Annotated in this window: 12 protein-coding genes, 1 tRNA gene and 1 pseudogene; 7 read left to right on the top strand and 7 right to left on the bottom strand. The window is 60.6% G+C overall.

Annotated features, from left to right (window positions below):
* Positions 1-85: 85 nt before the first annotated feature.
* Positions 86-688, bottom strand: a pseudogene (locus tag QX135_RS32440) (AAA family ATPase).
* Between the two features lie 593 nt (positions 689-1,281).
* On the opposite strand from QX135_RS32440, the gene QX135_RS32435 reads away from it, so the two are divergent.
* From QX135_RS32435 to QX135_RS10340, 5 genes are all read left to right on the top strand, one after another.
* On the top strand, positions 1,282-1,464 hold the full coding sequence (locus QX135_RS32435) for a ribbon-helix-helix protein, CopG family (RefSeq protein ID WP_410053221.1): 183 nt from the start codon (positions 1,282-1,284) through the stop codon (positions 1,462-1,464).
* Positions 1,465-1,492: 28 nt separating this feature from the next.
* Positions 1,493-2,572 carry a hypothetical protein gene (locus tag QX135_RS10355; protein WP_316234061.1) on the top strand — a complete coding sequence of 360 codons (1,080 nt, stop codon included), beginning with the start codon at positions 1,493-1,495 and terminating at the stop codon, positions 2,570-2,572.
* 490 nt (positions 2,573-3,062) lie between these two features.
* The gene (locus tag QX135_RS10350; protein ID WP_316182704.1) at positions 3,063-3,254 is read left to right on the top strand and encodes a hypothetical protein; all 192 of its coding nucleotides are present in this window, start codon (positions 3,063-3,065) and stop codon (positions 3,252-3,254) included.
* On the top strand, positions 3,251-3,652 hold the full coding sequence (locus tag QX135_RS10345) for a hypothetical protein (protein ID WP_316182702.1): 402 nt from the start codon (positions 3,251-3,253) through the stop codon (positions 3,650-3,652). The genes QX135_RS10350 and QX135_RS10345 overlap by 4 nt, the downstream gene beginning before the upstream one ends.
* Before the next feature lies 1 nt (position 3,653).
* The gene (locus QX135_RS10340; protein WP_316182700.1) at positions 3,654-3,914 is read left to right on the top strand and encodes a hypothetical protein; all 261 of its coding nucleotides are present in this window, start codon (positions 3,654-3,656) and stop codon (positions 3,912-3,914) included.
* 409 nt (positions 3,915-4,323) lie between these two features.
* Here the strand turns inward: QX135_RS10340 and QX135_RS10335 are convergent, their stop codons facing one another.
* Positions 4,324-4,950 carry a recombinase family protein gene (locus QX135_RS10335; RefSeq protein ID WP_316182699.1) on the bottom strand — a complete coding sequence of 209 codons (627 nt, stop codon included), beginning with the start codon at positions 4,948-4,950 and terminating at the stop codon, positions 4,324-4,326.
* A gap of 762 nt (positions 4,951-5,712) precedes the next feature.
* Here QX135_RS10335 and QX135_RS10330 point away from each other — a divergent pair.
* Complete coding sequence (locus QX135_RS10330; protein ID WP_316234060.1) at positions 5,713-9,117, top strand: phage tail tape measure protein; 3,405 nt, start codon at positions 5,713-5,715, stop codon at positions 9,115-9,117.
* 626 nt (positions 9,118-9,743) lie between these two features.
* Here QX135_RS10330 and QX135_RS10325 read toward each other — a convergent pair.
* From QX135_RS10325 to QX135_RS10315, 3 genes are all read right to left on the bottom strand, one after another.
* The gene (locus QX135_RS10325) at positions 9,744-10,301 is read right to left on the bottom strand and encodes a hypothetical protein (RefSeq protein WP_316182688.1); all 558 of its coding nucleotides are present in this window, start codon (positions 10,299-10,301) and stop codon (positions 9,744-9,746) included.
* On the bottom strand, positions 10,220-11,470 hold the full coding sequence (locus QX135_RS10320; protein WP_316182690.1) for a phage integrase N-terminal SAM-like domain-containing protein: 1,251 nt from the start codon (positions 11,468-11,470) through the stop codon (positions 10,220-10,222). The genes QX135_RS10325 and QX135_RS10320 overlap by 82 nt, the downstream gene beginning before the upstream one ends.
* 75 nt (positions 11,471-11,545) lie before the next feature.
* Positions 11,546-11,621, bottom strand: a tRNA-Trp gene (locus QX135_RS10315).
* Between the two features lie 150 nt (positions 11,622-11,771).
* Between QX135_RS10315 and QX135_RS10310 the strand changes: the two genes are divergently transcribed.
* Positions 11,772-13,007: a serine hydrolase domain-containing protein gene (locus QX135_RS10310; RefSeq protein ID WP_316182691.1), complete on the top strand. Its 1,236-nt coding sequence runs from the start codon at positions 11,772-11,774 to the stop codon at positions 13,005-13,007.
* A gap of 183 nt (positions 13,008-13,190) precedes the next feature.
* Here QX135_RS10310 and QX135_RS10305 read toward each other — a convergent pair whose 3' ends face one another.
* Both QX135_RS10305 and QX135_RS10300 read right to left on the bottom strand, forming a co-directional pair.
* Positions 13,191-13,958, bottom strand: a complete 768-nt coding sequence (locus tag QX135_RS10305; protein ID WP_316182692.1) for an SDR family oxidoreductase — start codon at positions 13,956-13,958, stop codon at positions 13,191-13,193.
* A 150-nt stretch (positions 13,959-14,108) separates the two neighbouring features.
* The gene (locus QX135_RS10300; RefSeq protein ID WP_315737580.1) at positions 14,109-14,816 is read right to left on the bottom strand and encodes a histidine phosphatase family protein; all 708 of its coding nucleotides are present in this window, start codon (positions 14,814-14,816) and stop codon (positions 14,109-14,111) included.
* Between the last annotated feature and the right edge of the window lie 56 nt (positions 14,817-14,872).

Raw genomic sequence — 14,872 nt, 5'->3', positions numbered from 1 at the left:
ACTTCCGTCTCTTCATCGCCCACCTCCGGCTTCATGAAACACCCAATCTCGGTGTCCATCAAACCGGCAGCAGCTCAAGCCTTGGTCAGATGCACTTCGAACCTGGCGCCATCAGCCGGACTGTAGTCGCTCGGATGCCTGAGCTGAATGACTGTATCCACACGTCCTCGCGCTTCGATGTCCCTCTGGCGTTGCCGCCTCGACTAGCATGATGGACGATCAAGACCGTCAATCCGCGGCGCCGCAGTTGCAGTAGCCAAGCCTGCATTGAGTCCCAAGACTCAGCATCATTCTCGGGCCCTCCATTCATCAGCGTCGACATGTTGTCGAGCACGAGGAACGAGACATCCTTTAGGAAGCCGTTCAGCTTCCTTTGATGCTTGCCGTCTGCCAGGTTGATGGTCTGGCCAAGCTCCTGCGCATCCATGCACAGGAACCTGAAAGCGTCTGGTTCGGGGCACTTGATGCTCCCCGCCTGCAGCGCCTTGATGCGCTCTTGGAGAGCCTGCTGTGGCATTTCTCCATCAACGTACAGAACCGATTGGGGCTTCTACGCCTCCCATCTCAGGAACGTTCCTCCGCAGCTCACGGCATGAGCGATGCCGAGCGCGACGTGTGTCTTGCCGATTCCTCGTCCAGCAAAAAGTATCGCCAGCCCCTTCTCCGGCAGGATGGGATGCAGCAGCATCTTGCGCGGCGGGAGCTGGAGCTTCGCGAACTCCGTCAGGCAGATCGGGTCTTTCCACTTCGGCGCGGGCTTTTCGCCAGGTTTCGGGGGGATAAACATTTGAAGTCTTCTTTGCCGTTACATGATTCCGATTGAAGCCGACCTCGCCCACTGAATGGTGGACGGAGATCGCTTTGGTGTGTTCACCCTGGTTAGTCGCTCGTCTGACTCCTTGGTCGAAAGGACCGGGCGTCACTGTCAGCGAAGACCTCCCCGGACATGATCGATCTGCATCGCGCAGGACTCGTCGATCTGTTTGCCGATTTGCCAAAATGAGTCCCTCGGCGCTGCATGTGGTTCGAGTGTTGGGTTGTGCATGGTCCCTCGACCGCGCAAGTATCAAGGCGGGAATGCTCGGCTGCTCTGAGGAGCTGGACGTCCATCGCTGATACGGCCGGGGCAGGCAAACATTTGACAATGTTCCCGGTTTGTGCTACCGGAGCGTTATATCGTTATACATTCGCAGAGGAAAGCCCCGTCAGAAGTGGGGCTTTTTCGTCACCCCGTCCGCGCCTGGGCAATCCCGCCTGGGCGTTTTTCGTTTTGGAGTAACAATGAGCCATCTCTTTTATGATCCCGACACGGCACGACCCTACATCGGCTTGAGGTTGTCAACGCACCAACTGGGGGCGCTCGATGAGGCGCGCCTGAAACTACGTCAGGGCAGGTCGGAGTTCGTGAGGCAGGCCATAGAGGAGCGTCTGCAACGGCTACAGACCACCCCAAGCGACCACTAACTAGAAAGCCCATGGCGTTGGCCGCGCCATGGGCTTCAAAAACCGTTCTACCTTTTGTCCAACCCACCAAGATCGAACAACAAGCAATATGCCGAACCAATCAAAAAAAAGCAATCGCGAAATACCGATCAACATCAGCCGCGTTCGTCGTGCGATCGATTTCAGTAGGGACTTCACAAGCGCACAGAAGAAGGTTGCTGGCGTGATCGCCGACCATTTCAATCCGGATGAAGGATACGCCTTCCCGCCGGAGCGATACCTCATGTCCGTATACGGCTTCAGTTCGTCGCTCATCTACGAGACCAATCGCGTCATCAGAAAAAGCGGCTTGATGAACATCGACCGATCTAGCGGAAACAATCGGTACACACCGAACATGGTGAAGGTCGAATCGGTCCTGGACGCGCTCGGAGCTGAGCGAGCGCGTTGGAAGGCAGGAAATGTACGCCGTAACACCTCTCGGGTAGAGGATGCCTCTCTGTCGAAGGATGGCACCAATGCCTCTCTGTCAGAGGAATGTGCCTCTCTCTCAGAGGCAAGCGCCTCTCAGGGAGAGGGAGGTGCACCTCTCAGGCAGAGGCCTAATGTCCAAGGCAATGCCCAACCGAATGCCAAACACAAACGTCCAACCTCTCCCCCTCCGCCCCCTCAAGGGGGGACCGTCACTGACGTGACGGCGCCGGCTGAGTTGGAGGATCCTGAGAACCTATCGATGTCCAATCGCCTGTCGAAAAAGGAACAGTTTAACTATTTAAGCCGGCTATTTTACCAGGACAGAGTCGACCGTACGGCAACGAGCCATGATTGGAAGGCGTTCAGCGAGGCATTCGGAAGAGTCAGCTTCGTGCTCATGTTCATGAACATCCACGAGGCCGGCCCTGTCCATTCGTTCGCCGATTGCGTGAGTGGAAGGGTTTTTGTCCCTCATGATGATTTCGCCGGAGCTCCCTGTACTACCGGCAACTGTACCTGTGAGGAAGATCATCCGCAGTGCGAGCGCTTTTGCCAGCCGGCGAGAGGGCAGCAGGACGGTACTGACGATCGGGCGGAGGATCAGCCAGAAAGCGAGATCAGCGATCCCGAACTCGCCGACGATGTATGGGTTTGACCTTAAAGACGGTGACTAACTAGCGAGCCCCGTAGCGGGTCGTTGCGAGCCCTGCGGGCTGGCAGCCTGTGGGAAAGCGCTACTAGCCCGCTTGCCAAGTCTTAAGCCCGCTCCAGGGCCCGGGCTGGGCCGTGGCGGACATGCTGATGAGAGTGAGAGCGTGGCGCGAGTAGTCGCGCCCCTCCGGCGGGCTCTGCCCCGCGACTACGGTCAACCCTGGTTGAGACTCGATCCGGGGACTGCACTCAACCATCATTACAGCCTGCCGCCTGCCCGATTGCCTACCCCATAAAAGGCCATTTGATTTTAGCGTCTCGATGGCCGGCCATTTGCGCTGGCCTTGACAAATCGCGTATATCTGGTACAGATTAGGGCACGATAGCAGAATATCGCATGATGCCGGCCACCCATTGAGGTGGCCGTTTTCGTTTGCAGATTGATTACCCTAGCCCGCCGGGAAGCCGCGCGGGCTTTTTCATGGAGACCACTTATGGCGCATACCAAGTTTGATGCCGCCGATCTCATCACCTCGCCGATGGCGAACATTAGCCTTCTGGTTCCAAGGATCCTCTTGGAGGAAATTGACAAAGCAGCGTCCCAAGACGACCCCTCAGCACCGAACCGCAGTTCGTGGATGCGCCGCGCCTTGATCGACCGTTTGAAGCGAGAGGCCGCACGATGACCGACCTGGAAAAACTGATCGTCGTCGAGGCACGCAAGCTTGGCTTCGCGGTCACTGCCGACGCGGTGATGCAATCGGCCATCGATTTGGCCGGCGGCAGCATGACTGAACAGGGCTACATCAGCCTTCCTGGCAAAGGCGTGCTCTCACCTTCCAACTACGTCAGTGCGCTGCGAGCAGCCATACCAACGGCTTTCCCACCCCTTGATGCAGAGCCCGAAGCCACACCGCCCGGCAATCTGACTTTAACCGAGGCAATGCGCCGGGAAGTTGCAACTACGCGCCGTAAGGCCACACTGCCGGATGATTGGAACGCGGTTCGCGAGCGCTATGCCGCCGGTAGCGTCACTCGGAAACACATGGACGAAGTTGCGGCAGCCCGCCGCTTAGGAAAGTAAGATGACGAAACACACATTCCGCAGATCACGATCAGTTCACGCCGTCGCTGACGTGGTTCAAAACGTGCCGTCCGATGTTCGGAAGCTGCGGGCTCAGGCTATTGAGGACTTTGACCGGCGTCGGTCCCTTGCAGCGGCACAGCAGGAAGTTGAGGCCGCTCGCGGGGCGCTGAACCGTGTCAGGGACACCGCCGCAGAGCAAGCCGCGCTAGATGCAGCATTGACGAAGCTGGCAGAGATCGAAGCGGAGGCGGCTACCTGACGAGCAAGCTGAACTGACGGCGGTCTCCGGGGACCGTCGTTCTCTGGAGGCGTAGGTGATTGAGGACACTCGCGACTCTCAAGCGCGGGGGCTGTCGTCGCTGCGCCTCCGCCCCATCCGCCCGGTGACACCGGAGGAAAGATGAAACCGATTGCGGCAATGCTCTCCCTCGCCATGTTGATAGGCACGGCAACGGCGGGGCCGTACCCGACGCCGACTCACGATGGCCGAGACCGCATCCCGCGAACTGGTAGCTGCCCTACCGGATAGGTAGGTCTAGGTGCCTTCTGCGTGGCGCTGCACCGGGGCACGCCGCGCGCCTATCCCGTGATCCCCGGCAGAACGTGTCCGGCCGGGACCTTCCGTAGTGGTGGCGCCTGCGCTGCGTTCCGCTGATCTAGCAGGGTTCTCAAGTGGCTGCCTGATCCTTCATTCGCCTAGAGATCTTAGCGATTGTAGCCCGGCCGCATCCCGCAGCAGCTTCGATGTCGCTCCAAGACATGCCGGATTTGAGCATACCCTCAATACCAGCATTCCTGTCGACGTTCTCAGGGCGTCCCTTAAACTTCCCTTCCGTCTTGGCCTTGGCGATCCCTTGCGCCTGGCGACGGCGTCTGTCTTCGTAATCTTTCCGCGCAGTCGCGGCCAGAATATCGAGCACCATGCCGTTCACAGCCGCTAGGACCCGGCCAGTGAAGCTGTCCGCGTCGCCGCCTATGAATTGGTGCGAAGTCGGCAGATCAAGAGCGACTATGCGAACGCCCTTGGCATCGATCATGGCCCGGAGTTTCTTCCAATCGGACTCGTCCAGTCGGCTCAGCCGATCCACTTGCTCAATCAGAAGCACGTCGCCTTCCTGAGCGTCAGAGAGAAGCTTGAACAGTTCCGGTCGGTCGAGCTTCGTGCCGGACTCGTTCTCGCGATACCACGCAGCGATCTTGAGCCCGCGATCTTTGGCGAAGTTCTTCAGATCGTCTTCCGCTCGGTTGGCATCCTGATCTTGAGTGCTGGCGCGAAGGTAGGTGCGAACGAACATTGAAGACCCCATCAGTTTCGTTAGACTGGTTCCCTAATATCAGTTCCGTTAGACTGGTTCAATAATTTATTTAAAGGCCCATTGGGCTAGTGCCCTTGGCATATACCCTATTTGAACCAGCCTTCGGCCATATCGGGCGGCTCCGGCAACCGTCCGGCTGCTTTCCTCAGCTCTCGGCCGGTGCGACGCCTAGCAGGGTTGGTGCTGCTCGGCAGCACCACTGCGCTCCTTCGATAGGGGGGAGGGCTTGCCATGCGCTGCGCCGCGACTGGCAGGCCGCGCCGTGATCCAGTGGCTCGCGTCGGTCCGGGGGTGTCCGTGATTATGATTAGGCCGGCCCGTGCGCTGTTCCTGCCTGCTAACCGGGTGATACGCGGTCTCGGCATGGTGGCTGACCCTCGCCTCGGTGCCGTGTCAGTCGTCGGTCTGCCTCCGCAACTTTCTTCGTTTCGTACCCACCGGGTTTTGCATCCTGCGTCGCTCGGATGATGTGATCCGCCGCCTTCGCCACCAATGCCACTCACGTGTCCAACCCGTTTCCCAGCACTGGAAACGACGGGGGCTGAGCAGAGTTTTTTGTGACGACATGCCGCCGGCATTTTCGATGGCAAGGTCGATCGATTTTCGAAAAGACGATTTACGCCCCGCTACCTGTCACACCCGAAAAAGCGGGCGGCCCGTTTCGATCCGTTTTCGGTGGCGACCTCTCCAAAGGCCCCTTATCGCCCAACTACCTGGGCGCAACACAAGCAAGAAAAACATATGGCAGAAAACCTGGACCTTCACGCCCGCCTGACGGCCGTCAACGAAATGTCTCCGGTCCTCAAGCGAGTGATCGCGGACTTTAAGCAGTTCGAACACATCGCCAAGCGGATCAACAATCAGCTTTCCGGCGTGGGACGCGCCGGCTTGTCGCCAATGGACGCCTTTAACCGAGCAGCGCAGGCAGCGGCGCAACAAATGCGAGGCCTCACGAACACCGGAAAGTCCGCCGCCCGCTCCATGTCTGACGACTGGCGCAAGGCGGCGGACCAGCGTGTCAGCGATACGCGCCGCATGTTTCAGTCACTTGAGCGGATGGAAGCCGGCTATCTGCGTCAGGTCGAGCGTCGCGCTGCTGCAGAGCGCAGGGCCGAACGATCGGCCGGACGTGGTGGCGGCCGATTTGGATATGGTGGTGTTGGCCGCATTCCCGGACCGACTGCGCGTCAACTCGCGATCGGTGGCGTAGCCACAGCCGGCGGCATCGGAGCGGCACTCAAGCGCCGCATGCAATCTGATCTGAGCGAGGTGAAGGCCTCGATCTTCGGTGACCTTAGCCGCGATGAGATCAAGAGCGAGCGAAGGGACTGGATCAACAAGTCTTCGATCAAGTTCGGCGAGTCCGCCAGCAAGATCATCGACAGCTTCACCGAGTCGTTGAAAGCGGGATTCGGCAGGGGCGCTGCTCGCCAGATCACGCAGGGCGCGCTAGAGGCGACGTCTGCGCTTGAGTTGGACGTCAATCAGCTGATCAAGCTCAGCGGCAAGGTGGCCACCATCTTCGGCGGAGATGTCAGGAACGTCGATCCGAGGCGCGTTCTCGCCATGATGAACGCGATCGGCGTAGCCGCCGCAGAAACGGCCGCCGATCCTGATGAAATTGTCCAGGGCTTCAAAAAGGGCAATGCTGCGCTTTCGATGAGCAAGCTCAACGAACGTGACCTTGCAACGCTGCTCTCCGTCGCCGTTTCCAGCGGCGTGCAACCTAGTAAGGCCGGCAATGCGATCAGCAACCTGATTTCGACCTTGGTCGGCGGTAGCACAGCGCGAGGGCAGAAGGCGAAGGATCTTGATCAAGCAGCGAGACTCCTCGGGCTTGGCAGCAAGTCTGCAATGTCGCGACGTGCCGCGGACGATCCCATGAATCTTCTAATCGACATGTTCAAGCGCATGAAGTCGCTTTCTGACCAGAAGAGAACCCATGTTGCTCGGCTACTTGGAGGCGAGTCTTGGGACGATGAAATCTTACAGATCGGGAACGCCGTCGATCAGATCATCTCAACCCGGAAAGCCGTTGAACAAAAGACATACAAGATCGCTGAAGCGTCGAAATTCAAAACCAACTCGCTCCAAGGTCGATGGAACAGCATCGTTCAGAGCTTCGCGCTGGCATTCGAGCACATCGGGAGCGGCTTCACCGATGCGTTCGAAGAAATCAGCGACTGGTTCCGCGATTTCAGCAATGCATTCGACTACAGCCGCCTGACCGAGAACGTCCGGAGCTTCGTTGCTGGCATCCGGACCGGACTCGGATACGGTTCATGGACACAACTGCTTGATGATGCGTTCGGCGGTGCGTCGGCAGGCGATGCTAAGAAGTACAGCGAGATAGGCCAGGGCATTGCCGAAGGCATCAAGGCCGTCTGGTCCGTCATGAAAGACGCTTTTACCAGCATCGCGAAGATTTCCGGCGTCAACGTCGGGGACACAAAGGCCATGGCGAAGTTCGCGACCGAACTACTCGGCTTCACGTTGGTGCTTCGCTTCCTCGCGCCGCTCGTTACTGTGCTCGGAGCCGTTACCGCGTTCCTATGGCGCATCGGCAAGTGGGTCGAATGGATCGCCAGCTTGGTTCCTGGTAAGGAGTTCATCAAGAAAGCAGCCCCAAAGGTGGCCGGACGTGTAGCCGCCCCATTGACCGGCTGGCTCGGCATGCTGCTCTACGGCGATGGCAGGTCGAACAACAGCCCCGAAGATTTCAAGGCGCTGCAAGAGGAGTTCAAAAAGGAAAGAGAGAAGCGCCTTAGGAAAGAACAGGGCAAGGACAACAATGGTACACCGACCGATTTTTCCGGCCGCCGCAGAACGCCCTCTGCCGTCGATGAGTTGAAGGATCAGCTTACAAAGTATGGTGCCATCGTGGAGCGTTCTTCGCTCCTCTCAGGTAGTTCGGGTGTATCGGCCGTTCCAATCCAGCCGGCACTTGTTGGCGCCGGCCCCACTGCTCTGTTTAAGAGCACGCCCGGCAACATCCTGCCGAATTTTGGTGTTGGGTCTGGCGGCAAAATCCGCCGCGATCGAGTGCCTTCGTTCTCCGGAACGGGTGGCAGCATGGCAAACGGCCTAAACAGGTCGGCATTCGCCCGGGTGTTCGCCGGCACTGCGATGGCAGACAAGTACGATCAGGTCGTATTCGCAGCGAAGGCGAACGGCATCAGTCCCGCGCTTTTGGCGGGCATCATGGCCCATGAGACTGGTCAGGGTAAGAACCTGAAATGGAACAACCCCGGTGGTCTCATGACGTCGGCCGGCAAGATGCGGTTTGGTAGCCTCGAAGCCGGTATTGAGAAGACGGCATCGATTGTCGCCAGAAACTGGTCCAGGGCTGGTGGCGATCTCGGTCGTATGGGCCATATCTACGCGCCGATTGGAGCCGCGAACGATCCGAATGGACTGAATAAGCATTGGGTCGGCGGTGTGGGCAAATTCATGAGCCAGATGGCTGAAGGCCAGTCTGGTAGCTCCAACATTGCGCCCGGCGCTTCGGCCGGCTTGGCTGAGAAGCTCGGGATTAAGGGTGCAGCCAACTTCATGCACGGTCAGTATGGCGGTATTGGCGAAAACCAAGTTTCAATCGTCACTGCCACCGGCAAGAGGTTCACGGTCAACGCCGCTGCGGCCGAGTCCTTCAAAGGATTTGTCGATGACCTCGAATCCTCGGGCTACAAGATCAAGTCGCTAGGAGGATACAGCCCGCGCAAGAAGAAGGGCGCATCCGGTTGGTCTCAGCATGCCTACGGCAATGCGATCGATATCAACCCGGCAGCTAACCCGCAGTACGGCGGCACTGACATGCCGGCGAACGTTCGCGACATGGCTGCTAAGTACGGCCTGTCGTGGGGAGGCGATTGGTCGCGGCGCTACCGCGATCCCATGCACTTCGAATGGACCGGAAAGAAGCCTTGGTTAGACAAGGTTCCTGCTCCGGCAGATTCGGTGAAGAACGTACCTCCAACAACGACTTCTGGAGCCGGCGGAGGGGATGCCCGCTCGGTCCCCGGAAATGTCGCGATCCACATCAACGGCGGTTCGCACAATCCGGAAGCGCTGGCGACCCTGGTACAGCGACGCATCGATGAGTCGATGAACTGGCGTGCTCACGACCGTGAGACTGAATACACGTGACGCCGAGGACGGTCCAATTCGGACCGTCTGCTTCGGATTTGCATCAATGCAAATAGGCAGGCGACCCAATCTCTCGTAGACTAGCGACGGAACCGACCATCGCCGCGATCTGAAAAGCATCGGTGGTTTCACCGTGGAGCCTACGAGAGGAACAACAATGTCGAAAAAAGAGCTACATCTACCCGACGCGAGCAGCGTTGGTCGCAACACTCCCCTACGGTTGACTGTCGCCGCTCGGCTCGCTTTTCCGGACGGATCGATAAAGCTGGCAAGCCTGCGACGAGAAATATCGCGCGGCCGGTTAGCTTACGAGATGATCGCGAACAAGCAGTACACAACCTTGGCCGATATAGAGGCTATGAGACAGCTGTGCCGGCGCCAAGCTCAGCCACAAACGCACTTAAACATCTCGTTGGCCCTGCTGAGATCTCAGTCAGGGTCATCCGAGGAAGATGGAGGTCTTTCCCCGCAGGAACGACTGAGACTGTTGATACAAAATCGTAGAGTTGAACGTAAGACGAAGGGGAAACCCCGCCCATCTTCATCCAAGAGCAAGTGAGCGGCGCAAGAACTCTGGTAAAACGCGCCGCCCAAAGTTCCGCACCCCATTGTAGAGCCGTCGTCAATCACGACAGGTTAGACCGCTGAGACTCGTCGGCATTGATTCTGGCGGATGTAGTGTCGTGTCCGAGCAGATGAGTCCCAGATGTGGTGACCCGCTGGAGTTCGTAGCATGGAATGGCAGCTATGGCGTCGATCTTCGCCTTCAGGCTGACCTCGCCGTAGCTGCTGCCGGCGTTGTTCGCATCTTCCTCCGACCAACCTTGAATGACGTCTGCGACCCGCTGCTCGATACGAAGATCGCGGAACTGCGTCTTTACGCGGTGTCGCCAGGCATGGTTGGGAGCGACATTTAGATCAGGCACGATCTCGCGGATCCAGTCCCTCAGGCGGTTAACCAAGCTTTCTGCGCCGACGGGCATGCCATCGTTGCGCGTCTTGTCCGCGAAAAGAGGACCATCGCCGCGCTCGGTCACGAACCGTAGAAAGCCCTGCTCTACCAGATGTCGGTGAATCGGGACGACGCGGGCCTGATCGGTCTTTACCGTTCCGGCTTCTGGCGTGATCCGCAGACACCACGCTCCCGCTTCTTGGAATACGTCCTGCTTCCGAAGCTGCGCCAACTCGCCGATCCTGGCACCGGTGTAGGCGCAGAGCCATGGCAACCACCGCTTGGCTGCCACCGAGTTTGTGCGCTCATTTCCTTCAGGACGATAGTTGAACGACCGGGTGGTGATCGTGAGCGACGCCGCTTGCCGCGGAGCACCGTGACATTCTCAGCCGGGTTGGACATCAACTTGCGATTGGATACACCCCATCTAAACAGGCTCTTGAGTCCGGCCAAGTCCTTGTCCCTCACCGTCTTCGGACTCACTTCCGTGAGCCGGTGTGCCTTGAACCTCAGAATGTCGGCCTCGGTGATCCGGCAAGCATCGTCATGCTTCAGGAATGTCGCCAATGTCTGGATCGTGCCCAAGTAGGCCTCATGGGTTGATCGCTTGCGGCCAACGGCGACTGCCTCCGTCCACCATCCGTCAAGCAACGATTGGAGAGTCACAGTGGCACTCCCAGCTTCGAAGGGAGGAAAGCGTTGAGCTTTGGGATCGGGGGTGTAATCGCCTGCCGCAGCGCGTTTCAGGCGCCAGCCGGCGTCGATGGACGCAGACCCGACCTGAACCATGAACTGCCGGCGAGTTTCAGGATCCAGCTCAAGGCCACGTTCAGCGAGCACCCAATCCGCGAGCAGGCCAAAGCGCGCTTCCAGCGCCTCGTGCGGCTCGCCGGGCGGCAGAGCGTTCACCCCCGCGGTGAGATCGTCACCAAAGGCGGCTGCGGCCTGGGCGATCTCGCCTCGATCGACCTGGCCGGGGACCACCGGAAACGCATTGATTCGCCCTTCCATCGCGGCACGATGAAATGCCTTGTGAGCGGCCCATTGGAAGGTCGTGCCGGGATCCCGCTCGTAGATTTCGACATACAGCCGGTAAACGTCGCCCGAGAGCGCGACGAGTTGCCGATGATCGAGACGCTGCGGCCCCTGCTCGGCGGCATCAAAAATGTTCTGGAGAGCCTCCCGCGCGGCCCGCTCGCGGCGCTGGGTCAGCTTCTGGTCGTCCGTCCGGAGCGAGAAACTGACGACATTACTCAAGGTCGTGGTGACCGTGAGGTCGCCGAGCGGCAGGATGACGCGCCGTCCCCGGACCCGGTCCAAGACCCGGGTCGGTACCCGCATGCGAAATTGGGCTTTCGTGGAATCAGCGCGCTTGGCCACGTAGGTCTTTCTGAGGCTCATGATCGATGTACACCGGTTTTGTGCACCGGTTTATCAAACAAATAGCCCAGAATTTAAGGATTTCAAGCACTTAGCTGGCAGGAGTGGAGAGGCTCGAACTCCCAACCCCCGGTTTTGGAGACCGGTGCTCTACCAATTGAGCTACACTCCTAGCGAGCCGGGACAGTGTCGCCGGTTCGCGCGCTTTGAAGCATAGACCTCCCCCCGAATGCAAGGGTGCAATGGGGCAAATCGACTGGTCAGACCACAACTTCCGCGCCAGACTTGATGCAAACCGACAACAGGACTTCAGGGAGAGCCCATGACCCCGCCGACTGCCGCATCCAGCGCGCACCTTTCCGCGCTCCGCTCGCTGACGCCGCCGCTGCCGGATGACCGCCCCGAGGCGCTGGGCCTGTCCCAGGCGGGGCTGCAGCGAGCTTCGGATGCGTTCAAGCGCGAGGCCGACAAGGGAACCATCCCCGGCGCCACCCTGCTGGTCGGCCGCCGCGGCCGGATCGGCTGGTTCGACGCCATCGGCCGGCAAGCGCCCGACGCCGACACGCCGATGCGGCCGGATTCGATCTTCCGCATCTTCTCGATGACCAAGCCGATCGTCTCGCTCGGGATCATGATGCTGGTCGAGGACGGCGAGCTGCTGCTGTCCGACCCGGTCGCCAAGTTCATCCCGGAATTCGGCGAGCAGAAAGTGGGCGTCGAGACCGGCGGCAAGCTGGAGCTGGTGCCGATCGCCCAGCCGATGACGGTCCAGGACCTGCTGCGCCACACCTCGGGCCTGGCGTATGAGCACACCGGCACCGGGCCGGTGCACCGGCTCTACCAGCAATCGCGGGTGCGCAGCCGCAAGATCACCAATGCCGAGCACGCGACGATCGTCGCCGGCCTGCCGCTGATCTGCCAGCCGGGCGCCGAGTTCAACTACAGCCGCTCGACCGACATCCTCGGACGCATCATCGAGGTCGTCTCGGGCCAGACGCTCGGCCCCTTCCTCTCCGAGCGCATCCTCGAGCCGCTCTGCATGAAGGAGACCGGCTTCTCCACCGCCGAGGCGAATGCTGGCCGGCTGGCCGAGCCGTTCGCCAAGGACCCGTGGACCGGCGAGGCCGTCAACCTGTTCAAGATGACCGAACAGCCGCTGATGGAATCCGGCGGCGGCGGCCTGGTCGCGACCACCATGGACTACGCCCGGTTCTGCGCGATGCTGCTCGGCAAGGGCAGCCTCGACGGCACCCGGCTGGTCGGCCGCAAGACGCTGGAGCTGATGGCCTCCGACCATCTCGGTCCACATGTGAAGACGCAGGGCACGCTGCTGTCGCCCGGTCACGGCTTCGGCCTCGGCTTCGCGGTGCGCCGCGAGGCCGGCATCGCGCCCTTCCCCGGCTCGCCCGGCACCTTCTTCTGGAGCGGCATCGCCGGCACGTTCTTCTGGATCGATCCGAAGGAGGAGCTGTTCTGCGTGTTCATGGCCCAGGCCCCCGGACAGCGGGACTATCTGCGCACGCTGGTGCGCGACGTGGTGTACGCGGCGGTGGAGTGAGGGCGGCGCCCAGCAAATGCTGTCGCCCCGGCGAACGTCCGGACCCATACCGCGTGATCTTTCGAAGGTCATCACTGCCAGTTGCCTGCCTCATGGCGGCCGGTGGTTATGGGTCCCGGCGTTCGCCGGGACGACAGTTGCGAGTGTGGCGGCATCATCGCGCACCACACCCGTATGTCCCCCTCAACTGATCGTCGCGCCGCCGTCGATCACCATGGTCTGGCCGGTCATGAAGTTGCCCGCGGCGGAGCCCAGGAAGACGGCGGCGCCGGCGATTTCGTCGGGGATGCCGATGCGGAGCAGCGGCGAGCGGGCGGTCGAGGCCTTCAGGTTCTCCGGATTGTCCCACAGCGCTTTGGCAAAGTCGGTTTTGATCAGGCCGGGCGCGATGCAGTTCACGCGCACATTGTGCGGGCCGTATTCGCAGGCGAGGTTGCGCGCGAGCTGCATGTCGGCGGCCTTGGAGATCGCGTAGGCACCGAGGATGGTCGAGCCCTTCAGGCCGCCGATCGAGGAGACGATGATGATCGAGCCGTCCTTGCGCGCGATCATCTGCGGCACGACCATGCTGATCAGCCAGTTGTTGGCCACGATGTTGTTGTCGAGAATCTTCCGGAACTGATCGTCGGAGATGCCGGCCAGCGGCCCGTAATACGGGTTCGACGCGGCGTTGCAGACCAGCACGTCGATCTTGCCGTAGATGCGGTTGGCCTCGTCGACGAGGTTCTGCAGGTTCTCCTTGCTGGAGATGTTGGCGGCGACCGCGGCCGCGGTACCCGCTCCAAATCGCTCATTGAGCTCCTTGGCGACAGCATCGCAGACATCCGCCTTGCGCGAAGAGATCACCACCTTGGCGCCGTGCTCGGCCATGCGTTCGGCAATGGCGAGCCCGATGCCACGGGTCGATCCGGTGATGACAGCGACCTTGCCGGTCATGTCGAACAGGGTCATTGGGAGTCCTCCTTGGCTTGTTGGAATGTCGTCGGCTCCGACGGCTCATTGTAAGTCCCGTAGCCCGGATGAGCGCAGCGACATCCGGGGTCTCACGTGCTGTCCCGGTGAACCCGCATGTCGCTGCGCTCATCCGGGCTACGGGACGCCTCACGCCAGCTTGCTCGTCGTCAGCTCCGGCCCGGCCGGCTGATGCATCGCCTTGTGCCTTGCATCCGCGATCCACGGCTGCTGATTGACCATTGGCAGGCGCCATGTGCTGGTCTCGCCGGCCACGATGTGGTCGAGCCGGGTCACCGAGCAATTGTCGATGTCGAAGGCCAGCCCCTTCTCGACCAGGCCGCCGAGCGCCAGGCCAACAGCCGCCTTGATGGTGCCGCCATGGCCGACGGCGATGACGTCGCGGCCGGCTTCCGAAACCGTGATGCGCGCAATCGCCGCTGTCACGCGGGTGTACAGATCCATGTAGCTCTCGCCGCCCGGCGCCGGCTCATCGATGTCGGCGAACCAGTGGCTGCCCGCCGGCCGGCTCGCCAGGAACGCGGCGCGGTTCATGCCCTGCCATTGCCCGAGATGCTGCTCGGCAAAAGCGGTCTCCCTGATCATCGCTGCGGGACGCGGGAATCCGGCGGCCCAGATCGCCTCCGCAGTCTGATGCGTGCGCATCAGACTGCTCGCATACCACACCGCGCTGCGCGGCAGGATTTTCGCGACCGCCTCGAACACCTCGCGATCGGAGGTATCGCAGGCGATGTCGGACTGGCCATAGATGTTGCCGCCGTCGCTGCGCACCGGCGCGTGACGCACCCACCACCAGCGCGTGGTGACGACAGAAGGTTTCGTTCCATCAGCCGACATCGCTCAAACCCTTCCCTCCGCTCGTCTCTCGCTGTACGTGAAGGCCTAGATCGTCT

The organism is Bradyrhizobium sp. SZCCHNR1098, from assembly GCF_032489375.1.
Classification (GTDB): Bacteria; Pseudomonadota; Alphaproteobacteria; order Rhizobiales; family Xanthobacteraceae; genus Bradyrhizobium.
Note: the sequence above shows the minus strand (reverse complement) of the source record. Positions and strands in the feature narration are given on the sequence as shown.